Below are 25,740 nucleotides of genomic sequence, written 5' to 3'. Positions count from 1 at the left end.
AGCTTCATCCCATGGGACGAAAACGCAAAGGTCTGCCGCTGAATGGCTGGCTGAATATCGACAAAGACATGGATATGGGCGCGACGAAAGTTGTCGCGGCGGTGCGCCGTTTAACGGGAGCGGCCAAGGCCGGTCATGCCGGAACGCTGGATCCGATGGCAACGGGTGTTTTGCCTGTGGCCTTGGGGGAAGCGACCAAAACCGTACCTTATATGCAGGATGCGGATAAGGATTACGGCTTTACCGTGCGCTGGGGCGTGGCCACCAATACCGATGATGCCGCAGGCGAGGTCATCGAAAAAAGCGATAACCGCCCGTCAGAAGCCGAGATTAAGGCCGTTTTGCCGGAGTTTACCGGTGTCATCACACAAGTGCCGCCGCAATTTTCCGCCATCAAAATTCAGGGACAGCGCGCTTATGATATTGCGCGGCGCGGTGATGTCGCCGCGATTCAGCCGCGCGAGGTCACGGTTTATGATTTGCAATGTCTGGCGGTGGAAAAAGACCATGCGGAATTTTTGATGCGCTGCGGCAAAGGGACCTATGTACGCGCCGTTGCCCGCGACATGGCAAAACGCCTTGGAACCTGCGGTCATGTGACGGTTCTGCGCCGGATGCGTGTTGGAAATTTTTCAGAAGAAAGCGCGATTTCGCTTGCAAAGCTCGAGGAAATATTGCATAACAAACCGCCTGAACAGGTGCTTTTGCCTGTGGCAGCGGCGCTGGACGACATCCCGGCCCTGCCATTGACACAAGACGAGGCGTCACGCATGTCCCATGGACAGACGGTGCGCCTTTTGACGGTTCAGGACCGCGAACGTCTGAAAGCCATAGGTGTGGAGATCGGACAATATGCGGGGCCTATCCTGGCGATGGCAGGCGGAAATCCGCTGGCACTCGCATCGCTTGAAGGGGCCGAATTAAAGCCTGTACGGGTCTTGAACCTGTAAGGCATTTTGTAAAAACCGAAATAAACCTGATAAGGAGAAATGAAGATGTCGATTACAGCAGAAAAAAAGCAGGAGTTGATTAAAACTCATGCAACCGCGAAAGATGACACGGGGTCACCCGAAGTTCAAATCGCTATTTTGTCCGAACGCATTGCGAATCTGACGGAACATATGAAAGAACACAAAAAAGACGTGCATAGCCGTCGCGGTCTTCTGGGAATGGTCAGCAAGCGTCGCCGCCTGCTGGATTACCTGAAGCGCAAAGACGAGCCGCGTTATCAGGAGATCATCAAAAAGCTTGGCCTGCGTCGCTAAGTTTTTCTTCTGTATAGAAAAAATGAAAACCGCCTCCGGTCTGGACGGCGGTTTTTGTTTTGTCCTTGATTCAGCCCCTTACCATCGTGTAAAGTGAACAATCTTGGAACTTTATGACATAAACGAAAGACAGAATGGGACTGTTTGGTAACAGCAAAAAACGTGAGCGCGAAACCGAACTCCGTAAGCGGGTGACGGTCGAAATTCCGCGTCCGACGGAAACGGATAAGGACGCATTGAGCAATGCGAAAGGTCACAACACCTCGTTCCGGCTTGAAATGGCTGTGCGGGAAAAAAGTCTTTGGGCTGTCTGGGAATTACTATGTGACGGTGAAGATGTGAATGCGCATGCAGGCCCGCTGCAAGCCGCGCTGTTGGATAAAAATAATCCCGATATGGTGAAACTGCTTTTGCAGGCGGGGGCGACCCGCCAGAAAGAAAGCAGCTATTTTATGCGTGATGCCGTGCGTTACGAGAATGACGCGGCGGTTGACCTGCTCTATACATTCGGTGCGCGTGTGGATGGTAACTGTCTGATGGAAGCATTGCAGCAGGGGCGTCCGGATATGGCGGAACATCTTCTGGAGATGATTGACACCGATAAGCGCGAAGCCGCCGTGGCCGAGATGATGATGGACGGTTTGCGTTATGATAAGCCCTTGGCTGTTGCCTGGGTCAAAGAGAAATTTCCGTCTATTCTGGACGGTGCCGAGACGGCAGATATTTTTGCCGCCGCCCTGCAAAGCGATGTTGACGGCTTGAAAGTGCTGGGACCGGACTGGCTGGAAAAAATGGATGCGCAGGAACTGGCGCGGCAGGCGATCTTGCGTGATCAGCCGAAAAAGCTGCTTTATTTGCTGGATGCAATGGATCACAAGCTGGACCACCCCGATCTGGTACAGGCATCAATTGACCAGAATAATGATTATGCGCTTGATCTGCTGCGCCGCCGCGGTGCTGTCGTGACACCGCTGCATATTCATTCGGATATGATTACGACCGGACATTACCGCAGCTCCGGCGAAGGCGAACGCGAATTTGAACGTCGCAAAGCCTTGATTGACCGCATTGATGATGTGACGGGACAGCACGGTTATTTGCTTTCCTTTATGATACGTCACAATAAATGGCGTACGGTGGAAGAACTTTTGGACAAAAGTCAGGACTGGCCGCAGGATATTGTCGAAAGCGGTATTCTTAAGGCTGCCGGTGACGGTGCACATGAAATGCTGCACGCCCTGTTTACCAAAAGTGATAAATGGGATGCCGGAACCTATGAAAAGGCAATGAAATACGCCCGCAACTCCACCACGCGGCGTCACCTTGATAAGATCAAACAGGAAGTGCTGGGTGATGGCTGGCAGATTGAAGGGGATGATACCGTCCGCCGTGTCCAGAATTTTGAAAGTCTGCCGGGCAGCCGCCAGAACAGCTTTACGATTTCGCATATTTTCAATTTCCGCTCCGCCGAGGTCACGCGTGTGACAACTGTCAACGGCAAGGATAAGGAATATGTGTCTTTTAAGGATTTCAAGGACCATCAAAATGATTCTCATATCCGCACGGCCTATGAGAAACTGGCTAAATTTACCGCCAATCCGCCGCAATTTGACGGCGCACATATGAATACGCGTAAACGCCCGTTGCGCGTCATTAAACGCCGCAATAACAAGGGCGGATCCTATCCGCGATTCTAATTTTTCAACGTCTTTCTTATTTGTCGTAATAATCTCTTAACTTTTATTTTCTATAATGAAACCGTAGCAAACGGGTTGATAGAATATAAAAGAAGAGGAAGGCCCTATGACGACAACTTACCCTGCCGAACAAATTCTGGAAGATGCTATTCGTGAACAAAATCTGGAGAAACTCCACAGTATTCCGCAAGGTGTTGATATTGATGAATTGAAGCTGGGGGAAGATTACGAGCATCCGCTTTATTTCCTGCAACGCCTGTATGAAATGGATGATCTGGACGAGGAATTCGTCAATCTGGCAGTCTCCGAATTGCTGGACCGCGGTATGCAAGGCCGTGAAAAACCGATGCGCGGGCAGCCAAGCCCAGCGGCTGGTGTGATTGCCGAACGTGTTCTGCCCTATGATACGACATATATGCTGATGAAAAAATCCTTCCGCGACATTCTGGAAGAAGGCGGTGACGTCAAAAACTTTATGCGCGAGATTGTGACGGAAGTGGGGGAGCTTTATAAAGATGCCGACTTTATGGAGTATCAGAAAGACGGCCCGTTGGTGCCGTTTGGCACGGATACCGGCAGCATACTGAACATGCTGATCAGTGTGATTTCCCATGCGGAAAAATCCGCCACGGATCCGGATTTGAAGTTTTTGGCACGGCACCGCAAAGATACGCTTGAGCCGCTGATCAGCTTTGTGGAAAACAAACATACCGATTTTGAAGACCGGGCACTGGAAATCAGTCGCACCAAAAATGAAGCCAAAAAGAATAACGGCACGTCAAATTTGCCTGTCGTTTTCAATGGCGAAAAATCGGATGCCAAAGAAAAAGGCAATGGCAAAACAGGATATGATGGAAAGCCCATGGTACAGGAAACAGAAAAAGAAACCGCAAAAGCGGTGCGTGCGGATCTGAACGAGAATTTTGTCGGGCAGCAACAGGCCAAGGACATGATGCGGGCAATATCGGCGCGCGCTGTCTTTGACAGTATCCGCCATAAGGATGGTGCGGAAGATGCACCGAAAGAGGCATTGCATACGCGGATTTCCGGCCCGACAGGGGTCGGGAAGACCACCTTTGCGCAATATTACAATCGTATGCTGACATCCATCGGACGCAGTAACGGTAAATTTGTTCATTTGACGCGTGAAAAAGTCGTCGCGACCCATATCGGTCAGACCGAAAATGCGATGAAAGAATTCTTGGCGGATGCGATGGGGGGCGTGCTCTTTATCGACGAGGTGCATAATTTGACGCCGGAAATGGGTGACGGTGAAAAACGCGATTTCGGTTTCCGTGTCGTCGAGGCATTGGTTGCCGTGATGGAGGAACAGCGCGAAAATATTACCATTGTTGTCGCGGGCTATGACGAGGATATCGAACGTTTCCTGAGCTCGGACAAAGGGTTGCGCGGACGTTTTGACAATGCGCTGGTGCTGGAACCTTATGGCGCGGAAGATCTGTCAAAAATCATGGATCATTTTGCAAAGATCAATCATGTGATTATCCCGGAAGATGTGCGCGATTATGCGGTTGAAGAGATCATGAAATATAAAGAGGCGGTCGGTGATCAATTTGCCAATGCTCGCGTGGTCCGCAACTTCGTTGAAAAAATGCCGACGGAAATGGCGCTGCGCATGATGCCGGATGCCGATGATGATGCAATCGCGGCGGTTGAGGCAATGAGCTATGAGGAGCGCAATACCGTGACAAAAGCGGATGCCAAGGCCTATATCAGCCGTATGCATGCGACGACCGAGCAGAAAGAAGTGAAGCGTCCGATCGGTTTTCACGCACAGTTTTAGAGTCTCTGTCCGGCGTCAGGCGGCAGCCTGACGCTGCTCGACAGCATCATCAAGGCGCGCCAGTGTTTCTTCTTTTCCAAGAATGGCTGCGACATGGGTAATGGAAGGTGAACTTCCCGTGCCTGTCAAAGCTGCGCGCAGCGGCATACCGATTTCAGGAAATTTCAATCCGTTATCTTTGACAAAGTTTTTGACTGTGGCCTCGACTTCCTCTGCGGTGAACTCCGCCTCATTCAGTACGGCGAGTTTCTGCTTCAATCCGGCAAGGCGGTCGCGGGCGGCATCGCCGAGAATGTCTTTTGCCTTGTCGTTGAGCGGCAGCGGACGGCTTTGCACGTAGAACAGTGCCTCATCGGCAAGATCGGTCAGACGTTTCGCACGTTCTACCAGATCAGCCATACCTGCCGTCATCCATGCCACAGCCTGTTCCGTCGGGGCATGTCCGAGTTTTTCCGACAGGAACGGTATCAGTAATGCGGCAAGCTCTGCCGCAGGTTTTTCCGCCATATAATGGGCGTTGATGCTGTCGAGCTTGTCGAAATCAAAGCGCGCGGCGGATTGGCCGATATGTTCCAGATCAAACCATTCAATCGCTTTGTCGGTGGGGATGATTTCATCATCGCCGTGGCTCCAGCCAAGGCGCAGAAGATAGTTGCGCACCGCTTCGGGCAGATAGCCCATATCGCGGTATGATTCCACGCCTGTTGCGCCGTGACGCTTGGACAGTTTTTTACCATCCGCGCCGTGAATGAGCGGCAAATGCGCAAAAACAGGCTTTTCCCAACCCATCGCATCATAGATCATGATCTGGCGGAAGGTGTTGGTCAGGTGGTCATTGCCGCGGATGATATGGGTGATATTCATGTCATGGTCATCAACAACGACGGACAGCATATAGGTCGGCGTTTTGTCGCTGCGCAGCAGCACCATATCATCCAGCTGTGTGTTTTCAACGCGTACTTCGCCCTGTACGGCATCCTGAATAACGGTTTCGCCTGTTTGCGGGGCTTTGATCCGTACAACCGGAGCAACGCCTTCCGGCGCTTCGGACGGGTCGCGGTCGCGCCAGCGCCCGTCATAGCCGGTGCTGCGGCCTTCGGCGCGCGCTTTTTCGCGCATCTCGTCCAGCTCTTCCGGTGAGCAATAGCAGTAATAGGCTTTTCCTTCGGCAATCAGCTGTTCGGCGATTTCGACATGACGGTCGCGGCGTTCAAATTGCGAGACCGCATCGCCATCCCAGTCCAGTCCCAGCCATTTCATGCCTTCATAGATTTTTTCAATGGCATCATCGGTGGAACGCTCGCGATCCGTGTCTTCAATACGCAACAGGAATGTGCCGCCGTGGCGGCGGGCGTAGAGCCAGTTGAATAAAGCGGTGCGTGCGCCGCCGATATGAAGATAGCCCGTGGGGGAAGGTGCAAAACGTGTGATGACACTCATAGCTTCTATTTCTTTCCTTATGTTCTTTGCCGTTGTTTTCCTTTATAAAATGGATGATGGAACAATTAAAGCGTTTTTTACGGAATGCCTCTGTGCAGGCGGCGGAAATTCTGAACGCCGAGCGCGAAAGACTGCCGCTGTGGCTGCCGGTTTTTATTGGAATCGGCGCGGGCGTTTATTATGCCTTGCCGCAGGAGCCGCTGCTGTGGGCGTCTGTTTTGTCGCTCGCCATATTGGCGGTGTTGCTGTTATTGCTGGCAGGAAAGCCCGTTTTGCGGGCGGTTGTGCTGTGCCTGTTTGTGACATTGCTGGGATTTTCCGCTGCGGCACTTCAGGCGCAAAACCGGAAAACGCCGATGCTGGAAAAACGTGTCGGTCCTGCGATGGTCAGCGGCACGGTCGCGGAGGCGGATACGCTGCCGGAGAATAAAGGCTGGCGGATTATTTTGTCGGATGTGGCGCTGGAAAAACGCCCGCCGGAAAAAACGCCGGAGAAGGTGCGGCTGCAAATCTATAAAAAAGCCTTTGACGGTGACATTCTGCCGGGGATGCGTATTTCCGTCCTTGCCATTGTCAATCCGCCGCCGTTGCCGGTTATGCCGGGGGCCTTTAATTTCCGTCGCCAGATGTATTTTGACGGGCTGGGCGGGACGGGCTATGCGTTGGGCCCTGTGACTCTGGAACAGGCCGCCGGAAAAAACGGCTGGTCGCTGTTTTGGGAAAAATTGCGCAGCAGCGTGCGCCGTGACATTGCGGCGGCTTTTCCTGAAAACACGGTGACGGCCTCTCTGGTCTCTGCGCTGTTGGCAGGGGAGCGTGACGGCATTTCAAAAGAGACATGGGAGAATATCCGCGCGGCAGGGCTGTCGCATTTGCTGGCAATCTCCGGCTTGCATATCGGTCTGGTGGCCGGATTGCTTTTCTTTGCTTTGCGTGCGGTTCTGGCTTTGTCGGAACGGTTGACGCTTTACTGGCCGATCAAGAAAATAAGTGCGGCTTTTGCGCTGTGCGGCAGCATCGTTTATTTGTGTCTGGTCGGTGCGCCTGTCTCGGCACAGCGGGCGGTGATGATGACAGGGGTTGTGCTACTGGCGGTGATGTTGGACCGCACGGGGCTGACAATGCGGCTTGCGGCTTTGGCGGCGGCGGGTATTTTGCTGCTGACGCCGCATGCGCTTCTGAATGCGGGATTCCAGATGTCTTTTGCCGCCGTGGTTTGTTTGATCGCCTTCTATGAAGCACTGTCTGAAAAATGGAAAAGCTGGTACCGGCAGGCCAGCGTCATGCATCGTTCAGCGCTGTATTTTTTCGGTACGATTTTGACAACAGTGATTGCCTCGCTGGCGACGGCGCCGTTTTCCCTTTTTCATTTTCACCGCGTTGCAGGTTTGGTCAGTCTGTTTGCCAATTTGCTGGCTGTGCCCTTGACGGCTTTTCTGGTTATGCCTGCAGGGATTGCGGCATTGATTTTGATGCCGCTGGGGCTGCATTACTGGCCGCTGCAATTGACGGGCATCGGCGTTGATATGATTTACGAGATTTCACGTGATATCGGGGAAGGCGGAAATGCGCTGATTTACGCACCGTCATGGTCTCTTTCTGCCTTGCTGTTGATCGTGGCGGGCGGTTTATGGCTGTGTCTTTGGCAATCAAGACTCCGGCTGTGCGGATTTGCACTGATTGCCGCAGGTATTTTTCTGGCCGTTTATACTGCGCCGCGCCTGCAACCCGATATTTATATTTCGGGCCGCGGCGATTTGGCGGGATTGCGTCTTGAAGACGGAAGACTGGCCTTATCATCGCTGCGCCGTGAAAAATTCACAGCCGGACAATGGCAGCGTCATGCCGGTTTGCGGCAGCCGCAGCCGGTCTGGCCGGAAGAGGGGGAGGCGGGAGAGGATCTGCAATGTGACTGGCTGCGCTGCCGCTGGCAAAAGCATGGAAAGCTCATTATTATTGTGCGTAACCCGCTGGCGTTTTTGATGCTTTGTGATGCGGAATCCGCGCCGCCGGATATTCTGATTGCGCCGCAGGATGCCGTGCCGCATGTATGCCGTGCGGAGACGGTGATTGACCGTTTTGATTTATGGCGCAGCGGCAGTCATACGGTCTTTGTAAAAGACGGGGATGTGCGTGTAAAAACCGTTGCGCAGCAGGGTGGAATACGTTTATGGTCGCCGGAACATTTTGTGAGAGAAAATGACAAAAACAGAAAAAGCAGCACAGCAAAAATTCGCTGATATGGCGGATGTGATTGCGGAGATGTCCCCTTTGCGGCGCTGTCTGCTGATTTTTGCTGTAGGGCTGGTGACAGCTTTGGCGATGCCGCCTGCGGGTCTGTTTTTCGTGTTATGGGGGACATTGCCGTTTTTTTATCTGACACTGACAGATGCTGCTAGCCGCAAACAGGCTTTCCTGCGCGGCTGGCTGTTCGGGGCAGGATTCTTTCTGGGCGGGCTGTTCTGGGTGACGCATGCGCTGTTTGTCGATCTGGCGGCATGGTGGTGGATTATTCCCTTGGCGCTGTTTGGCATCCCTGCCGTTTTAGCTGTTTATACGGGGTTTTTGGGGTTTGCCGTTTTTCAGGTCTTGAAATATAGCAGCCGCATTGGCGGTGTGTTTGCCTTTGCGGCGCTGTGGTGCATCACGGAATATCTGCGCGGGGTTTTGTTTACGGGGTTTCCGTGGAATCTGTCCGGATATGCATGGATGCATTCTTTGGCGGTGCTGCAGAATTTGTCATGGGCGGGTGTTTACGGTCTGGGCGCATTAACGGTGACAAGTGCCATGATGACGGTTTTTGTATTTTTGAAAATCGGCAAGCGCCGTGCCCGTGCCGCATTGGCGGTGTCGGTTGCGCTGCCGCTGCTGATGTGGGTGTGGGGGGCGTGGCGTCTTGCGCAGGCGGGTGAAACCGTCTTCCATGACAAGGTTATGCTGCGGGTGGTGCAACCGAATATTCCGCAGCATGAAAAATGGATGGCGGAGAAACAGGCGGAGAATTTTCAAAAGCTTTTGACGCTCTCTAATGCAAAGAATCCTGCGGATATTATCATCTGGCCGGAAACGGCCTTGACGGCTGATATTGATGCCTTCCCCGCGGTCGGTACGGCATTGCGGAACGGGTTGCCTGCCGATGCGGTGCTGCTGACAGGGAATATTTTCAGCCGTCCGGATGAACAGGGCAGGGAGCATTATTACAATAGTCTGATGGCGTTGAATATCCGCACGGGCGAGAAGGCCCAGTATCCGAAATCACATCTGGTACCGTTCGGGGAATATGTGCCGTTTCGCAGATTTGTTTCCGTTGCGGCATTAGGGGCTTTATTGTCGGGGTTTGAGGATTTTCAAGCCGGTGACGGCCCTTACATGGCGTCTGATTTCGGTCTTCCGTCATTCAGTCCGCTGATTTGTTATGAGGTCATTTTCCCGGGTCGTGTGACCGCGGCAGGTCAAGAACGGCCTGCATGGCTGTTGAATGTGACCAATGACGGCTGGTACGGGGATACCCCCGGGCCGTATCAGCATTTTGCCTTTTCACGTGCCCGGGCGATTGAGGAAGGGTTGCCACTTATACGTGCCGCCAATACCGGTATTTCCGCAGTTATCGACTCTTACGGGCATGTTTTGAAAGCCGTGCCGCTTGGAGAGACGGGGGTGATTGACCTTGCCTTGCCCCGTGCTGTTTCACCCGGTTTTTATGCGCGGCATCACGAAACGGTTTTTGTTTTTGTTGTTTTTTTTCTGATATTGGCGGCATTTCTATCACGCAAGAGGATATAACATCATGAAATGGCGCTGTGAATACGATTGCATTACTTTATTAACAATGCTATAAAAATAGCTCTGAAGATTTAAGATAATTTTTCTGGATAATATTTAAAAAAGATAAAGATCATGCCAAAAAGGAAAACAAGAGGACGACCCGCAGGTGAACCCGTACATCCTGTTGACGTACATGTTGGACAGCAGCTTCGTTCACGCAGATTATTGCTGGGTATGAGCCAAAAATCTCTGGCGGATGCCGTTGGGCTGACATTTCAGCAGGTACAGAAATATGAACGTGCCTCGAATCGTATTAGCGTTAGCCGGTTATTTGATTTCTGCAAAGTGCTGGACGTCGATTTTGATTATTTTATCGACGGTTTTACAGGCCGCGGTCGTGCGCGCCCTGAAATTGCACGGCAGGGGATGGCCGATTCTGACGGTCAGGCCGCTTTCGAGCCGGAAGACAATATCATGGTCAAGCGCGAGACGATGACGCTGGTGCGTGCTTATTACAGCATTGAAGATGAAAATGTGCGTAAGCAGCTTTTGCAGATGATCCGGACGATGGCGAAATCAGGCGGTGATAAAACCGGCTATGTCGAACGCCGCGGACGCCCGCGCAAGAGCGACAAGTAATAATCAGTTTTTCAGATCAGCTTCTTCATTCAGCGCTTCGACATCCTTGCGGGTGAAAAAATACTGCCGCCCGCAGAATTCACAGGTAATATCGATTTCCCCTTTTTCATCCTGTGCGTCTTTCCGCTCTTCCGCGGACAGGGTTTGCAGAACATTGGAGACGCGTTCGCGTGAACAGCGGCAGACATGTTTGATAGGGGTGGGGGGATAGATGCGTACGCCTTCCTCATGGAACAGGCGGTAAAGAACATCGGCTGAATGCAGATTGGGTGCCAGCAATTCCTCGTCACGGCAGGTCTGCATCAGGATTGTCGTACGCTGCCAGTCTTCCTGCCGCTCACTTTGACGGTCAATATCCGCCTCTTGCTCCGGTGTTTCCGGGATGTACTGCACCATGACCGCACCGGAACGCCACTGGTCGTCCTGCGGGTGGATGGACATGCGGATGGCGGTTCTGATTTGCTCGGATTGCTCGAAATAATGCTGCACCGCATCCATCAGGCTATTGCCTGTCAGGTTAACAATTCCTTGATAACGCTCGGTATTTTCGCCCTGATCGACGGTGAAAGACATGTAGCCGCTTTCCAGCAAGTGATAATAATTATGATCCTGCTGATGATTGGTGTGATCCATTTGTGCAATTTCATCAGGGTCAAAGGCGGCATAGGCGCGGATGTGGCCTTTGGCGTTCACATCGGTGATGATGGCGCGGATCGGTCCCTCGGCCTGAATTTGCAGTGTAAAAATGCCGTCATATTTCAGCATGGCGGCAAGCAGCAGGCTGAGCGTGACCGCTTCGCTGAGAAGATAGGAGACGGGCAGGGGATAATCATGCAGCTCGATAATCTGCTTGAGGGATGGCCCCAGCCGTACCATACGTCCGCGCAAACCGGTTGATTCAAGACTGAAAGGCTGGACAACGTCATCATCAATGATGCCGCTGGTCTCTTTTCCGCCTTTTCCGATCGTGATGGCCATTGCCCGCCTTACGTATTTTTTTATGTTTTTGCATTGCCTTGCAAATTTCTACTGAATGAAGAACTATATGAAGGAACGGGTCTAGAATCAAGGAATTTTAAGAACTTGGAAGAAGACAAAAAGCCCCGCAGGGTACAGAAAAAACCGAAAAAAATCACACCGCGTTATCTGGATAATGTGGCGGCTTATTACCTTGCCCGTTATGCCAGCTCATCCGTGAATTTGAAACGGGTGCTGATGCGGCGGGCACAGCGTTCCTGCGCATATCACGAGTCTCCGCTGGAAGAAGCGGAGGAAATGATTGATGCGCTGGTCGAAAGATATTGTCAGGCGGGATTTCTGAATGATGAAAGCTATGCGCTGAATCTTGCCCGCACGTTGCGCGCAAAAGGAAAATCGGCCCGGATGATTCTGCAGAAAATGTACGAAAAAGGCATCGATCCGGAATTGGCACAGCAGTCATTAAAGGCCACGGATAGCAATCTTCTGGAGAATGCGGAGACGGTTGAAGATGCGGAAGATGTTGCCGCATGGCGTTTTGCGCGGCGGCGCAAGCTGGGCCCGTTTCGCGCTGCGGCAGACCGTTCCGATTACCGTGAAAAAGATCTGGGGCGTCTGGCGCGCGCCGGATTTTCCTACGGCACGGCGCGCAGCATTCTCGATCAGGATGATGTGCCGGAAGAGATTGCCGATCTTATCCGTTAGCTGTATCGCCGTTAATGGAGACGCTGGAATAACCGGCTGTAACGGATATTTTTCAGCCCGTGCCATATCAGGCATCCCAAATTCCGGGGATAGCGGAAAAATCCGTCGCCCAGCGGGCAGGCATTGCCGACACCCTCGGTAGAGAAGAAGAGGAGTTTCGCCTGACCGATCAGGTTTTCCTTGGGAACGAGGCCGACTTTGTTGGTTGCACGGCTGTCGAGTGATCCGTCACGGTTGTCCCCCATGACGAAATAGTGACCGTCAGAGACTTCATATTCTCTGGTATCGTCATAGAATTCCCAGTCCGACTTTTCGTAGATGTAATGTTTGACGCCGTTCGGCAGCGTTTCTTCATATTTGGAATAGACATCGATCAAGCCGTTTTCGCCGCGTTCCTCGGTGGCCACGAATTCGCGCGGGACGATTTCATCATTAATATACAGCAGGCCTTCGCGCATCTGGACTTTATCACCGGGCAGACCGATGACACGCTTGATATAATCGACATTCAGTTGGTGAGGCTGGCGGAAAACAACAATATCGCCGCGTTGCGGTTCTTTCTCCAGAATGCGCCCTTTGAAGGCCACAAACAGCCAGTCAGGGAAAGAATAGCGGCTGTAACCGTAGGAATATTTGGAAACAAACAGATAGTCACCGACCAGCAGGTTCGGATACATTGATCCCGACGGAATATTGAAAGGCTGGAAAATAAAAATCCGGAAACATAAGGCGATGAGTGCGGCGAAGACCAGAACGGGAAGCAGGCCGTAATCCTCTTTAATCTCCTGTTCGTCTTTCTCGTCGGTATCGTCATCTTCCGGAACGGCTTGATCCGCCTCAATGGCTGCGGCGAGTTCTGCCGCGCGCGCTTCTTTTTCACGCTCCCGCAATTCCTGCTCCGTCACCGGCGGCGGCAAAATCTTTTTCGTCGTTTTGGCGGCGGTTTTTTTAGCTGCTTTTGCCGGTTTCTTTTTCGGGGCGGTTTTCTTTTTCGCCGCAGTTGTTTTTTTTGCGGCTGCGGCAGTCTTTTGTTTCTTTTTCGTTTCCGGCATTGTGCTTATCCGTTCTTTCTTGTCGTCATAATCATCATCCATTTTGCGGCGGACCGGCGGAAATGATGACAAATGCAGTCGCCAGATCTTTTTCGTCGCTGAGACTTAGATGTAGCACAGCCGGGCAGCCTTCACAAAGTGTTTTGATGTAATCCGCCGTGCTGCCGCTGACACTGATATGCGGGCGTCCTGCCGCGTCATTACTGATATTGATGTCCTGAAACCGGACTCTTTCTCCGATCCCTGTACCGCAGGCCTTGGCCAAGGCTTCTTTGGCCGCCCAGCGTTTTGCGTAATAGGCGGTTTGTGCGTCTTTGCCGTGACGCTTTTGTGCCAGTGCCTGTTCTTCTGCGGTAAAACAGCGGTCCAGAAAACGCTGTCCTTGTTTGTCATGGACCTCCGCAATGCGGGACAGGCGGATGATATCTGTGCCGATGCCGATAATCATGCGGAGCCGCCTTTATTGCTTCCGGAGGGACGGTTTTTTTTATGCTGTGTGATTTCCGCAACCAGTTTCCCTGCTTCTTTTTCGGCTTTGGCGGCGCGTTTTTCAGCACGGCGTGCAAGGCGTCGTCGTCGTCGTGCCTGATATTCCTTTACCAGACGGCGCAACGGAAAAAAGACAACAAACCAGACGATAATCGCGCAAGGGATGGAGCCGACCAGAGCCGGCCAGAAAAATTCGGCGGGCGCATCGCGGATCTGATGCAGGGGAAGACCGGCGCCGCTGCCGGTCAGGGCGGGATTCTCTCCTATGATGAAATGGCCGAGCTTGTAAATCAGCCACCAGATCAGCGGAAATGTCCAGGGATTGCCGACAGCCGTGCCGAACATTGCCGCCAGCAGCGAGCCGCGGATGGCAAAGGCCAGCACAATGGCAATGATGAAATGAAAGCCCATCAGCGGCGTAAAAGAGACGGCGGCACCCGAGGCGAAGCCTGCAGCAATCATATAGGGTGTGCCCTGCAGCCGTCCGACACGGTGTTGATAATAGGAGGCAAGACGTTCCCATCCCATTTTAGGCCAGAGAACATCTCTGGACTTTGACAGCCATGATTTCTTTTTGCGTCGTTGAAACATGCGGGTTTATCTTCTTAAAGTCTGTCGGGCGCTATTTATCGTCCTTTTGTACGTTTGACGGAGGCGATCTCGGGCGTTGCCCGCAGCGCTTTGATAATTTCTTCCAGATGTGCGGCATCATGGACAAATACGTCGACGAGTATATCCCAGAAGTCCGTTTGCCGGTTAATAATTTTTAAATTGGTGATATTGGCGCTTTTTTGACCGATCACGGTGGAGAGAGTGCCGAGGCTTCCGGGTTCATTGGCCAGTACAATCGACAGGCGGCCGATATGGGTTTCAGGTGTGTCTTCGCCGTCATCCCATGAAACATCCAGCCAGCGTTCCGGTGTGTCGGCAAAGGATTCCAGACTTTCGCAGTCAACAGTGTGGATGGTCACCCCTTTACCTGTGGTAACAATACCGACGATTTTATCGCCCGGCAGCGGGTGACAGCAGCGTGCGAAATGCAGTGCCATACCGGGGATCAATCCCTTGATCGGCATCGGCGAGGCTTTGCCTTTACGCTTTTTCTGTGCTTTCGGTTTTGTTGATGTTTCCAGCTTGGGCTGTTTCAGCTTTTTTAAATTGGCGGCAGCCTGTTCGGGGAAGGCGGCTTTGAAAACCTCCCGTCCGTTGATATGGCCGGAGCCGACACCTGTGTACAGCATCTCGACTGAGTCGGCCTTGAATTGTTTCACGACGGAGGAGAACGGTTTCTCCTGAAAATCGACGTTTTCCTGCCGGCAGATTTTTTGCAGCATGGCTTTGCCGAGATTGGAATATTGTTCGACCTGCTGCATGCGGACAAAGCGGCGGATGCGCGCATGCGCCTTTCCGGTGACGACAAAGCGCTCCCAGTTCGGGGAAGGGGTCTGTTTGTCCGATGTGCGGATTTCAACCTGGTCACCGTTTTGGAGTTGCGTGTTCAGCGGCACGATCCGTCCGTTGACCTTTGCGCCGACACAGGTATCGCCGACTTGCGAGTGAACGGCATAGGCAAAGTCAACCGGTGTTGCGCCCTTGGGCAGTTCAATCAGGTCGCCTTGCGGGGTAAAGCAATAGACCTGCTCCTGAAACAGTTCCAGTTTTGTGTGTTGCAAAAATTCTTCGGGGCGCGCGGCCTGTTCGACAATATCCATCAATTCGCGCAGCCAGCGGTATTGCTTGCCGCCTTTTTTGGCATTGCCTTCCGTATTTTTATAAGCCCAGTGTGCGGCAACGCCGAATTCGGCCTCTTCATGCATTTGCGCTGTACGGATCTGCATTTCAATACGCTGGTTTTCCGGCCCGATCACGGTGGTGTGCAGACTGTGATAGCCGTTGGCTTTCGGAATGGAGATATAGTCTTTAAAGCGTCCCGGTACGCTGGGATAAAGCCCGTGAATAATTCCCAGCACATGATAACAGGCGGAGACATCATCCACGATTACGCGGAAGGCCATAATATCGGAGAGCTGCTCAAAGGAGACATTCTTGCGCTGCATTTTCAGCCAGATGGAATGCGGTGTTTTTTCGCGCCCTGTGATTTTGGCGTCGATATTGGCGGCCTTCAACTGTTTTGTCAGCTCTGCGATGATTTTGACGACGACCTGTTCCCCCTCTGAACGCAGAAACTCGAGGCGTTTGGCGATACTTTCGCGCGCTTCGGGATTCAGATAGGTAAAGGCGAGATCTTCCAGTTCTTCCTTCCATGTATGGATACCGATGCGCTCGGCCAGCGGCACGTAAATCTCCAGCGTCTCGCGTGCGATGCGTTTCTGTTTATCCGGTTTGGAAATATGGTGCAAAGTGCGCATATTGTGCAGTCGGTCGGCCAGCTTGACCAGCAAGACGCGAATATCCTCCGACATCGCGAGGATCAGTTTGCGGAAATTTTCGGCCTGTTTTTCTTCAGGGCGCTGCAGCTCGATCTGGCTCAGTTTTGTGACGCCATCGACAAGCTTGCCGATTTCATCGCCGAACAGGCTGCTGATTTCTTCGATTGTGGCATCGGTATCTTCGACTGTGTCATGCAACAGCGCCGTGATGACGGAGGCGGTATCCATTTTGAGTTCGGTCAGAATGGCGGCAACTTCCAGCGGGTGCGAGAAATAAGGATCACCGGAGGCGCGGGTCTGCGTGCCATGCATTTTCATTGCATAGACATAAGCGCGGTTCAGCGCATTTTCATCCATATCCGGATCATAGGCTTTTACGCGATTGATAAGCTCGTATTGACGAATCATGCCGCCGCTCGGTCTCTTTCAGTTTTTTGTTTTTCCGGAATGCAAAACACCCGCCGGACATTATAGCCTTAGGCGGGTGCTTTTTGAAAAGAAAATCGGATTTTAAAAGATTTTATTCTTCTTCATCCGTGCCGGCCTCTGTATCGGCATCTGCCGTTTCGGCGTCAAGATCTTCAACGGCTTCGCCTGTATCTTCGTGCATGCCGCTTGTTTCCAGCGCCTCTTCATCGGCGATCATCTCCATATCGTTCATTTCGCCTTCCATCAGGTCGATCACATCTTCTTCGTCTTCTTCGACTTCGATGACTTTCTGGTGGCCTTTGATCATGCTTTCTTTCAGCTCGGGCAGCTCGACAGTTTCGTCGGCAATCTCGCGCAATGCGACGACCGGGTTTTTATCATTGTCGCGATCGATTGTCAGTGCAGCGCCGGAGCCGATTTCGCGGGCGCGCTGCGAAGAGAGCAGAACCAGCTCAAAACGGTTCGGAACTTTTAAAATGCAGTCTTCTACGGTAACGCGTGCCATTCTTCATAACCTCTGTTAAATGTCGTCTTTAAAATCCTTGCGGCGGCTGGCCTTGCGGAAAGCCTCTCGCGTGCAGAAACTATACGATTTTCCGTGCCGATGCAAGTGTTTATTCGCAGCTTTTTCTCTCAGTCATCCGCCGAAGGTTTTATTTGCATTTCATGTGATAAAATATAAGCATAAATAATCTTGACAAATGTCAATGAAATGCATACAAATCGGATGCGTTGTAAAAGTTGTAGAGTGGCTGTGATTGTCGGAGACGGCACGGAAATTCCACAAAATACGCGTAGTAATGCCCGGTTGTTTTAATGGACGAACACCCCGGTATTACTGCCGCCCTGGGGAGGGATTAACAACTTGACGAGAAAAGGTGAAATCTACGGCTCGACGTTGCCGGAAAGTATCTCTGTACGCAAAAAAAAGAAATAAGAACAACAAGAAAAATAAGAAAACTGGAGAAGAAGATTGACAAAAAATCCCTTTTATATCGAAGAGAAAGTGGCGGTTTTTATTGATGGTGCGAATCTTTATGCCGCAACGCGCGCGCTCGGATTTGACATTGATTACAAACTTTTGCTGTCCTGGTTTAAAGAAGAATCGCGTCTGGTGCGCGCCTTTTATTACACGGCGATGTTTGATGATCAGGAATATTCACCGATCCGTCCGCTGGTCGATTGGCTGGATTACAACGGTTATACGATGGTCACAAAGCCCGTGAAGGAATTTGTTGACCAGAACGGCCGCCGTAAAGTCAAAACCAATATCGATATTGAGCTGGCACTGGATATGATCGAGCTGGCCGAGAATGTTGACCATGTCGTGCTGTTCTCCGGTGACGGCGACTTCCGCCGTTTGGTAAAATTTGTTCAGCGCAAGGGCGTACGGGTAACGGTGGTCAGTACCATCCAGACATCGCCGTCCATGGCATCGGATGAATTGCGCCGTCAGGCTGACCAGTTTATTGATCTTGCCGATATCCCGGCTTTGATCGGTGACTATATTGATGCGGAAGATAAAATTCTCTATTCTGAAGACGCACAGGATACACAGCCGCTTCCCGCCTGACGATTTCAGGAGCGGCAGCATCCTGTTTGCGAAAGCCGTAAAAACAGGAGAGAATCGTGTCCGCAGCCGCAGCACAGCAACAATTCCACCACTATGTCGCACAAGATTGCGGATTATGTCCGCGGCTTGCCGCATTCCGCGCCGATAATCTGCGCCAGTTTCCCGATAAATTCAATGCCCCTGTGCCGTCCTTTGGCGCGGATAATCCATCCTTGCTGATTGTCGGTCTGGCACCGGGGTTGAAAGGTGCGAATTTTTCCGGACGTCCTTTTACCGGCGATTATGCCGGCGATACGCTTTACGCCGCTTTATTAAAATTCGGCTTCGCCGCAGGTGTGTATAAGCGGGAAAAAGACGATGGTATTGTGCTGAAAGATTGCCGCATTACCAATGCCGTACGCTGCGTGCCGCCGCAGAACAAGCCCGAAGGGGAGGAGATTAAAACCTGCGGCAGTTTTTTGCAGCAGGAAATCGCCGACATGCCGCGTTTGAAGCTGGTGGTGGCGCTGGGCGGTATTGCCCATAACAGCTTTTTGCGCATTCTCGGACTGAAACAGAGCGCATATAAATTCGGACATGGCGCTTTGCATGAATTGCCGGGCGGACCGCTCTTGCTCGACAGTTATCACTGCTCCCGCTACAACGTGAATACGGGGCGGCTGACGGAAGAGATGTTTGACGATATTTTCCGCAAGGTAAAAGAGCTGCTGAGTGCAGAAAAGCTTTGAATTCTGGCGGTTCTTATGCCATAAATCAAATTCGGTTTAATAAAAATTAAGGGTGGATGACATGCACGAATTCCGGACACATCATTGCGGTGAGCTCCGCGACAGCCATCAGGGCGAAAAAGTCAGGCTGTCAGGCTGGATTCACAGAAAACGCGATCACGGCGGTTTGCTGTTTATTGATCTGCGCGACCATTACGGTATTACGCAATGTGTTGTCAATATGGACAATGATGTTTTCAAATCGGTGGAGCATCTGCGCCTTGAAACCGTCTTGACGATTACGGGTACGGTTGTTGCGCGGACGGCTGAAACGGTGAATGACCGGTTGCCGACAGGTAAAATCGAAGTCAAGATCGAGGAAACGACCGTACAATCCGAGCCCGAGCAGCTGCCGTTGCAGGTCAACAGCGATGAGCCCTATGGCGAGGAAGTACGCCTGCGTTACCGTTTTCTGGATCTGCGCCGCGAGCCGATGCAGCGCAATATCGCGCTGCGTTGTGAGGTGATCCGTTCCCTGCGCGAGCGCATGTGGGCGCAAGGTTTTAAAGAATTTCAAACCCCGATTCTGACGGCAAGCTCGCCCGAGGGTGCCCGCGACTTTCTGGTGCCGTCCCGTCTGCATCCGGGAAAATTCTATGCCTTGCCACAGGCACCGCAGCAATTCAAACAGATGTTGATGGTCTCCGGTTTTGACCGTTACTTCCAGATTGCGCCTTGTTTCCGTGATGAAGACAGCCGTGCTGACCGTAGCCCCGGCGAATTTTATCAGCTGGATATGGAGATGTCTTACGTGACGCAGGAAGATGTGTTCAACGCGATTGAACCCGTCCTGCACGGCGTGTTTGAAGACTTTGCCGATTTCACAGGTACGAAGCGCAGCGTGACGCCTTACCCGTTCCCGCGCATTCCTTATGACGAGTCGATGCTGAAATACGGCAATGACAAACCTGATTTGCGCAACCCGTTGGTGATTATTGATGTCACGGAAATTTTTGCCCGTGATGATGTCGAATTCCGTGCCTTTAAAGGCGTGATTGAAAAGGGCGGGGTTGTCCGCGCCATTCGTGCGCCGAAAGTCTCCGATCGTCCGCGTAGCTTTTTTGACAAGCTGAATGACTGGGCGCGCGGCGAAGGTGCAGTCGGCCTTGGCTATATTCTGTTTGACGGCAATGAAGGAAAAGGGCCGATTGCAAAATTCGTTCCCGAAGCCGCACAGACCGCTCTGCGCGAATTGGCCGGTATGGAAGACGGTGATGCGATTTTCTTTGTCTGTGACAAGGAAGCAAAAGCCGCACATATGGCCGGTCTGGCACGTACGAAGATCGGGCAGGATATGGAGATTATTGAAGAAAACTGCTTCAAATTCTGCTGGATTGTCGATTACCCGATGTTTGAATTTGACGATAAAACCAACAAAATCGAATTCAGCCATAACCCGTTCTCGATGCCGCAGGGTGGGCTGGATGCGTTGGAAGGCGGGGATCCGTTACAGGTCAAAGCTTATCAGTATGACATCGTCTGTAACGGCATTGAATTGTCATCCGGTGCCATCCGGAACCACCGCCCCGATATCATGGAAAAAGCTTTTGCGATTGCCGGATACGACAAGGCCGCGCTGGAAGAACGCTTTGGCGGGATGCTGTCTGCTTTGAAATTCGGCGCACCGCCGCATGGTGGCCTTGCCCCGGGTGTAGACCGTATTGTGATGCTGCTGGCGGATGAGCCGAATATCCGCGAGGTTATCGCCTTCCCGATGAACCAGCAGGCGGAAGATCTGTTGATGGGCGCTCCTGCGACCGCAACGGAGCCGCAGCTGAAAGAAATTCATATCAAGCTTGATCTGCCCAAACCGAAAGTGAAGGCGACCGCCTGATGGCGAACAGAAAGACGAAAATGCGCCGAACGAGGCGTAAACAGTCACCGCAGATTGCGGTGACACCTGCCGTTTTACTGGCTTTTCGCTGTAAATGGCGCTATGCCGCGCCAAAAGGCGTGTTTACCGGATTGTGGATTGAGGGCGTTCAGCAAAGATTCGGCATGACAGCCGGCAGTGTGCTGCGCAAGCCGATGAATGAGCTTTAATTTTTATCAGTGATTGAATTTTTGCGGTTTACGCCCGCGTTTGCGGTAATTTGACCCCGCATATTCCCCGCCGACCAACCACAGTATAAAGGCAATCCCCAGCAGGCCGCCCAGTGGGCCGGCGATGTCGGTTGCAATATCGCCATTAATGGTATTGCTGTCATCGCTGATGGCGCGTGCTTTGCCGGCGGTGTTGCCCTTATAGTCATCGGCGTTTGCCCCGATCCGTGCGCGGCTTTGATCCAGATCGGCGTAATCGGGCGCTTCAATCCCTGCAACGCTTTCCATTGTGCCGATATCTTTTTCAAAACGGTTGAACAAGTCGCGGACATTGCTTTCATTCAGGCGTTCATCAACAACCGCACTATAGGCAAATTTTTCCGCCAGATTGTGCAGCTGGTCTTCGGCCTGCCCGATTTCCTGTTTGGCGAGTGTGACATCGCCGTAGAGTTCTTTTTCTTCATCACTCAATCCGACAACATCCTGCAACATATCCGGCGTTTGATCGATGGCGGCGAGGGAGGCGAACTCCATATTCTTCTGGTCAAGGATTTGACGCTGTTCGGCCAGAACATTGAACATACGGTCATATTGCTGCAAGGCGATTTCCTGCCCTGCGCGGTTGTCATTGCTCGGCGGGACGGCGAGCTCGTCAATCATCAGCCCCGCGCCGCTACCGATCAGGAACAGCCCGCCGCTGAGAATGCCGGTCATCAGAGTTAAGGCACCGACTTTGTCGCCGGTACTCATTTTCCTGTTATCAAAAAGGTTTTTGCCGTTGCTCTCTGTGTCGTGATCCATCTTTTTCACCTTGATTAATAATTAGTGCCGCAGTTTTGAGTGACGGCGCAGATTGAGACCTTTTTCGGCCGTGACAAATTCCTTGCCGATAAAGCCGAGCAGCAGCAGCGGCCACAGCATAAGACCGCCTAATCCGGTATAGCCCATCGTCACAGATCCGACGTTTTTGCGCGTGTTTGTGACAACTGCTTGTGCCAGTCTTGTTTCGTCACTGACACCGGCTAATGATGCGGGGCGGTAATGATCTAAATCACCGAAGTCAGGTTTCGCAAGGCCTGTCAGGCTTTTGTAGTTGCCAACGCGTTTTTCGAAAGCTTCGGCCAGATCGCGGGTGTCATCTTCGCTGAGGCGTGCATCAATAGTTGTGGATACCGCAAAAGATTGTGCCAGTGCGTTAAAAGCGTCACGTTTTGTCGATATTTCCTGCTCACTGAGCGGGTTGTCTGTATTGGCGGCCTGATAGTTTTTCAGTGTGGCGGGCATGCCTGAGCCGTCATTCTGCAATTCCCGCAGCGTGTTATATTGTGCTGTCAGATCGGTCAGCATGACATTATATTGTTCCAATGCCTGCATTTGTCCGGGTCGTTCATCATCGCTGAGGGGGAGGTTTTCATCGATAGCCATACCGCCCAGCGCGCCAAACACACCGATCACACCGCTGAACAAAGCACCAAAGAACAGATTCTCTCCAGTGAAGTATTCGCCGACAGTGCGGTCATCGAAGATATTCGGTTTTTTCTGTTTGTTTTCCGTACTCATATTCTTAAACCTTAATGTTTGAATTGCGGTTGTTTTTTATAGGGTTTTTCCGATGCCCAGCTTTCCAGCCGGCGGCGGTTTGTGGCAATGCCTGCCATCATAAAAGCGCCCAGCAGAATGCCGATGGCACCGCCGCCAAAAAATACATCTTTCCGCAGTAAATCTTTGCGACTGCTTTCATCAATCGCAAGCGCGGTTGCTTCTATTGTCGCGTGTTGTTTTACAACCTTGCGTGCCTCATCCAGATCGGAAAAATCGGGGTCATAGCCTGTGAAGCGTTCAAAATCACCAATGCGGTTTTCGAAGGCTGCTGCAAGTTCATGTGCCTGCTGCTCATTCAGACGTTCATCGATGATCAAAGCGGTGCCGAATTTTTTACTAAGCGTTTCCAGATTTTGACCGGAGATGTTTTGTAGGTGACGGTTGGCGTCTTCACTGTTACCGATCAAATCCTGTAAAGGGGACGGTGTACCGGGCTTGTAGTCGCCTTTTGCGGCGGAGAGTGCATCAAGTGCCGCCGTATATTCCGTCATGGCAATTTCGGCATGGGGTTTGATGCTGTCATCCATGCTTTGCATTTCTGTCGCAATGGTGCCGCCTATCAAGCCGAATGCACCTGCAATCAAGAGCGAGATCATCCTGTCTGTCTTGCCATTATAAGGGTTATGCAGTGCGTCATCATAACGGAGCGCTTTTTTTGCAAAATTTTGTTTGATAGTCATCTCTTCAAAATCTTTCGGTTAATGCGTGTATTTACCCGGCTTTGTCGGTTTTGGCGTTTCCGTTTCCCAGCGGCGCAAAGGGCCGCCCATCATGGCAAACAGGATGGAGATCAGAAACGGCAGTACCGCTGCGCCGCCGCCGATCATCAGAGACGTGCCCTGCTCATGAGTCTGGTCTGCATATTTATTGATGCTTTGCGCCAGTTCTTTTTCGCTGACACCTTCAGAAGGCTCCCCCGCCCATGCGCGTGCTTCGTCCAGATCGTTGTAATCCAGTCCGGCTTTGAAAGAGGTCACTTCTTCAATGTCACCATGCGTGGTTTCAAAAGCTTCCATCAGGCTTTTGGCATCGGCTTCATTCAGGCGTTTATCCACATGTACCGATGTGACGAAGGCATCCAGCATGCTTTCATATTGTTTTTGTATTTCAATCGCACTGCCTTTATTGCTTTGATCTTCTTCCGTGAGCGGGATGATTTCTCCCAGCGACTGTGGCGTAAAATGGGCGGCGCTTTGTGCATCCTGCAAGGCTTTATGTTGCTGCTCAAGCTGCGTCAAGGCGGCCTGATGTTGCTGTACGGCGATTTCCTGCCCCATATGCGGCTGGTTATCAAGAGGCTTTAGGGTATCAATTGCGAAGGAGCTGCCAAAACCGAGCGCCGCGCCGAGAATGGCGGGAGGGATCACGAAGAGAATATCTGCTTCGCTCAGGTAATTTTTCATGCTGCGCTGATAGCTGTTGGCTTTTTTGGCGAATGATTTTTTAAGACCCATGAGGGCGGCTCCCGAATTGATACAATATTAGTGATTAAATCCCTTTTTTACCGGCTGTTCTTTCGACCAGCGGTCAAGCGGTTTATGGGCAAGCCCGCCCGCAATGGCAAGCAACCACGGAAACAGGAAAAGTCCCAATGCGCCGCCTGTGCTGAAGTTATTTGCGCTGAAACCGTCCGCCATATCATTGACGGCTTGTGCTTTTTTCAGCTCCGTTCCGTATGTGCTGCCATCGGTGCGTGCGCGTGATTCCATGATATCCGCGTAATCAATGCCATGTTCAAATGAGGTGACATCTTCAATCTGCCCATGTGTGGCTTCAAACTGTTCGGCAAGGCTTTTGACATCGGCTTCATTCAGGCGCGTATCGAGATGGACGGAGGTCACAAAGTCATTCAACAGGGAACGGTATGTTTGATTTTGCTGTTCCATTGTCGCGCGGTTTTGCTGCGCATCTTCGGGAATGTCGATGAGATTTTGCAAAGCGCTGACACCGGCGGGGGTATAGCCGCCCATTTCATTGAGTGCGTTGCGCTGTTCGGCCAGATTGGCCAGTGCCGCCTGATGCTGCTGGATCGAGATTTCCTGACCAATCTGCGGGCGATTATCAATATCGTCCATGGCATCCATGACGCCGCCGACACCAAAGCCACCGATACCGACGCCGAGGATACCGGTGAGAATACCCATGGTCAGCAATAATTCAGGACCTTCACCAACCACCTCTCCAAAACCTGAGGAATAGCCTTTGAGGGTTTTTGCAAATTTTTGTTTTATGCTCATCGTTTTAAAGTCCTTGTCGCATGTCTTGCCGGATTAATGGTTAAAACCGCTTTTTCGCGGTGCTTTTTTACCTGCTTCCCAGTCTTCCAGACGGCGGCGACCTGCGCCGATGCCCAGATATAAAAGCCAGGGGAGGAGGAAAACGCCGACGCCGCTGCCGAGATCACCCGCGAGGCTGCTATTGGTCTCGTTACTTTTATTGAAGACCGCCGTGGCGCGTTCTTTTTCATCCTGAATACTGACGGTGAGGGCGCGGGATTCGCTGATATCATCATAATCCGGCGCTGCAAATTCTGTGACGTCGTTAATCTGTCCGTGCTCGCTTTCAAAACGGGTCAGTAAATTTTGAATATCGGCTTCGTTCAGACGTTCATCAACCGCGACGGCTGTGATGAATTTTTCCAGCTGGTTGTTATAGCTCGTGCGCAAATTATCTATATCGGCTGTTTGTTCGGAAGGGGCGGTTGCTTCACCCAGCAATTCGGATAAAGCGCCCGGCTGTGTGCTGTGTGTGCGTCCTGTCAGCATATTATGTTGTTCTGCCAGCGTTGTGAGAACGGCATCATATTGCTGCAACGCCTGTTCTTGTCCGGCGAGAGGGACGTCTTCAATGGGACGGAGCGTATCCTGCAGCGGCCCGGAAGAAAATCCTGCAACAACGCCAAAGATGGCGGATAGTACGAAAGGGCCGACTCCGTCGGTTACGCGGACGCCTTCATCCCAGAATTTGTGAAAACCAAGCGCAGGTTTTGTAATAATTTTTTTGATACCCATATCACCACCCTTTAAAAACCGCGGATGTCTGCGAAGAAGAAACGCCGCAAGACTCGCCGTAAATATGTATTTTTCAATCGGGAGATATTAC

Annotated in this window: 25 protein-coding genes; 12 read left to right on the top strand and 13 right to left on the bottom strand. The window is 51.9% G+C overall.

The window, feature by feature from the left end; genetic code table 11:
- Window positions 1–11 precede the first annotated feature (11 nt).
- The 4 genes from truB to HND56_08785 all read left to right on the top strand — a co-directional run bounded on the left by truB (window position 12) and on the right by HND56_08785 (window position 4,766).
- Window positions 12–950 carry a tRNA pseudouridine(55) synthase TruB gene (gene truB, locus HND56_08800; GenBank protein QKK05779.1) on the top strand — a complete coding sequence of 313 codons (939 nt, stop codon included), beginning with the start codon at window positions 12–14 and terminating at the stop codon, window positions 948–950.
- Window positions 951–995: 45 nt separating this feature from the next.
- On the top strand, window positions 996–1,265 hold the full coding sequence (gene rpsO, locus HND56_08795) for a 30S ribosomal protein S15 (GenBank protein ID QKK05778.1): 270 nt from the start codon (window positions 996–998) through the stop codon (window positions 1,263–1,265).
- 134 nt (window positions 1,266–1,399) lie between these two features.
- The gene (locus tag HND56_08790; GenBank protein QKK05777.1) at window positions 1,400–2,962 is read left to right on the top strand and encodes a hypothetical protein; all 1,563 of its coding nucleotides are present in this window, start codon (window positions 1,400–1,402) and stop codon (window positions 2,960–2,962) included.
- Window positions 2,963–3,068: 106 nt separating this feature from the next.
- Window positions 3,069–4,766 carry an AAA family ATPase gene (locus HND56_08785; GenBank protein ID QKK05776.1) on the top strand — a complete coding sequence of 566 codons (1,698 nt, stop codon included), beginning with the start codon at window positions 3,069–3,071 and terminating at the stop codon, window positions 4,764–4,766.
- A gap of 15 nt (window positions 4,767–4,781) precedes the next feature.
- Here HND56_08785 and HND56_08780 read toward each other — a convergent pair whose 3' ends face one another.
- Window positions 4,782–6,206, bottom strand: a complete 1,425-nt coding sequence (locus HND56_08780; GenBank protein QKK05775.1) for a glutamate--tRNA ligase — start codon at window positions 6,204–6,206, stop codon at window positions 4,782–4,784.
- 92 nt (window positions 6,207–6,298) lie between these two features.
- Between HND56_08780 and HND56_08775 the strand changes: the two genes are divergently transcribed.
- The 3 genes from HND56_08775 to HND56_08765 all read left to right on the top strand — a co-directional run bounded on the left by HND56_08775 (window position 6,299) and on the right by HND56_08765 (window position 10,610).
- Window positions 6,299–8,446 (top strand): DUF4131 domain-containing protein, encoded by a 2,148-nt coding sequence (locus tag HND56_08775; protein QKK05774.1) that lies wholly within the window; start codon window positions 6,299–6,301, stop codon window positions 8,444–8,446.
- The gene (lnt, locus tag HND56_08770; GenBank protein QKK05773.1) at window positions 8,406–9,989 is read left to right on the top strand and encodes an apolipoprotein N-acyltransferase; all 1,584 of its coding nucleotides are present in this window, start codon (window positions 8,406–8,408) and stop codon (window positions 9,987–9,989) included. Before HND56_08775 ends, lnt begins: the two co-directional genes overlap by 41 nt.
- 114 nt (window positions 9,990–10,103) lie before the next feature.
- On the top strand, window positions 10,104–10,610 hold the full coding sequence (locus HND56_08765; GenBank protein QKK05772.1) for a helix-turn-helix transcriptional regulator: 507 nt from the start codon (window positions 10,104–10,106) through the stop codon (window positions 10,608–10,610).
- 3 nt (window positions 10,611–10,613) lie between these two features.
- Here the strand turns inward: HND56_08765 and HND56_08760 are convergent, their stop codons facing one another.
- Complete coding sequence (locus HND56_08760; protein ID QKK05771.1) at window positions 10,614–11,588, bottom strand: molecular chaperone; 975 nt, start codon at window positions 11,586–11,588, stop codon at window positions 10,614–10,616.
- A 105-nt stretch (window positions 11,589–11,693) separates the two neighbouring features.
- Between HND56_08760 and HND56_08755 the strand changes: the two genes are divergently transcribed.
- Entirely contained in the window at window positions 11,694–12,293 is a 600-nt protein-coding gene (locus tag HND56_08755) for a RecX family transcriptional regulator (GenBank protein QKK05770.1), read from the top strand.
- A gap of 11 nt (window positions 12,294–12,304) precedes the next feature.
- On the opposite strand, the gene lepB is transcribed toward HND56_08755, so the two are convergent.
- The 5 genes from lepB to HND56_08730 all read right to left on the bottom strand — a co-directional run bounded on the left by lepB (window position 12,305) and on the right by HND56_08730 (window position 17,158).
- Window positions 12,305–13,345, bottom strand: a complete 1,041-nt coding sequence (gene lepB, locus HND56_08750) for a signal peptidase I (protein QKK05769.1) — start codon at window positions 13,343–13,345, stop codon at window positions 12,305–12,307.
- Window positions 13,346–13,379: 34 nt separating this feature from the next.
- Window positions 13,380–13,793: a holo-ACP synthase gene (locus tag HND56_08745; protein ID QKK05768.1), complete on the bottom strand. Its 414-nt coding sequence runs from the start codon at window positions 13,791–13,793 to the stop codon at window positions 13,380–13,382.
- Window positions 13,790–14,425, bottom strand: coding sequence for a DUF2062 domain-containing protein (locus HND56_08740; protein QKK05767.1), 636 nt, complete (start codon window positions 14,423–14,425; stop codon window positions 13,790–13,792). Before HND56_08740 ends, HND56_08745 begins: the two co-directional genes overlap by 4 nt.
- A gap of 35 nt (window positions 14,426–14,460) precedes the next feature.
- Entirely contained in the window at window positions 14,461–16,632 is a 2,172-nt protein-coding gene (locus HND56_08735) for a bifunctional (p)ppGpp synthetase/guanosine-3',5'-bis(diphosphate) 3'-pyrophosphohydrolase (protein ID QKK05766.1), read from the bottom strand.
- 112 nt (window positions 16,633–16,744) lie between these two features.
- Complete coding sequence (locus HND56_08730) at window positions 16,745–17,158, bottom strand: DNA-directed RNA polymerase subunit omega (GenBank protein QKK05765.1); 414 nt, start codon at window positions 17,156–17,158, stop codon at window positions 16,745–16,747.
- A 468-nt stretch (window positions 17,159–17,626) separates the two neighbouring features.
- Here HND56_08730 and HND56_08725 point away from each other — a divergent pair, with 468 nt between their 5' ends.
- The 4 genes from HND56_08725 to HND56_08710 all read left to right on the top strand — a co-directional run bounded on the left by HND56_08725 (window position 17,627) and on the right by HND56_08710 (window position 21,036).
- On the top strand, window positions 17,627–18,226 hold the full coding sequence (locus HND56_08725; protein ID QKK05764.1) for an NYN domain-containing protein: 600 nt from the start codon (window positions 17,627–17,629) through the stop codon (window positions 18,224–18,226).
- Between the two features lie 56 nt (window positions 18,227–18,282).
- On the top strand, window positions 18,283–18,954 hold the full coding sequence (locus HND56_08720; protein ID QKK05763.1) for a uracil-DNA glycosylase: 672 nt from the start codon (window positions 18,283–18,285) through the stop codon (window positions 18,952–18,954).
- A gap of 61 nt (window positions 18,955–19,015) precedes the next feature.
- On the top strand, window positions 19,016–20,827 hold the full coding sequence (aspS, locus tag HND56_08715) for an aspartate--tRNA ligase (GenBank protein ID QKK05762.1): 1,812 nt from the start codon (window positions 19,016–19,018) through the stop codon (window positions 20,825–20,827).
- Window positions 20,827–21,036 carry a hypothetical protein gene (locus HND56_08710; protein QKK05761.1) on the top strand — a complete coding sequence of 70 codons (210 nt, stop codon included), beginning with the start codon at window positions 20,827–20,829 and terminating at the stop codon, window positions 21,034–21,036. The genes aspS and HND56_08710 overlap by 1 nt, the downstream gene beginning before the upstream one ends.
- A 6-nt stretch (window positions 21,037–21,042) precedes the next feature.
- Here HND56_08710 and HND56_08705 read toward each other — a convergent pair whose 3' ends face one another.
- The 6 genes from HND56_08705 to HND56_08680 are packed head-to-tail and all read right to left on the bottom strand — an operon-like array spanning window position 21,043 to window position 25,649.
- Window positions 21,043–21,837, bottom strand: coding sequence for a hypothetical protein (locus HND56_08705; GenBank protein ID QKK05760.1), 795 nt, complete (start codon window positions 21,835–21,837; stop codon window positions 21,043–21,045).
- A 21-nt stretch (window positions 21,838–21,858) separates the two neighbouring features.
- Window positions 21,859–22,596, bottom strand: a complete 738-nt coding sequence (locus HND56_08700) for a hypothetical protein (protein ID QKK05759.1) — start codon at window positions 22,594–22,596, stop codon at window positions 21,859–21,861.
- Window positions 22,597–22,607: 11 nt separating this feature from the next.
- On the bottom strand, window positions 22,608–23,318 hold the full coding sequence (locus tag HND56_08695; GenBank protein ID QKK05758.1) for a hypothetical protein: 711 nt from the start codon (window positions 23,316–23,318) through the stop codon (window positions 22,608–22,610).
- A gap of 18 nt (window positions 23,319–23,336) precedes the next feature.
- Complete coding sequence (locus HND56_08690) at window positions 23,337–24,092, bottom strand: hypothetical protein (GenBank protein QKK05757.1); 756 nt, start codon at window positions 24,090–24,092, stop codon at window positions 23,337–23,339.
- 27 nt (window positions 24,093–24,119) lie between these two features.
- On the bottom strand, window positions 24,120–24,875 hold the full coding sequence (locus HND56_08685; protein QKK05756.1) for a hypothetical protein: 756 nt from the start codon (window positions 24,873–24,875) through the stop codon (window positions 24,120–24,122).
- A 33-nt stretch (window positions 24,876–24,908) separates the two neighbouring features.
- A complete protein-coding gene (locus tag HND56_08680; GenBank protein QKK05755.1) occupies window positions 24,909–25,649 on the bottom strand; it encodes a hypothetical protein in 741 nt (246 codons plus the stop codon).
- Window positions 25,650–25,740 lie beyond the last annotated feature (91 nt).

Source organism: Pseudomonadota bacterium (genome assembly GCA_013285465.1).
Lineage (GTDB): Bacteria > Pseudomonadota > Alphaproteobacteria > Micavibrionales > CSBR16-224 > CSBR16-224.
The sequence above is the reverse complement of the archived record's forward strand: the minus strand, read 5'-3'. Positions and strand labels throughout refer to the sequence as shown.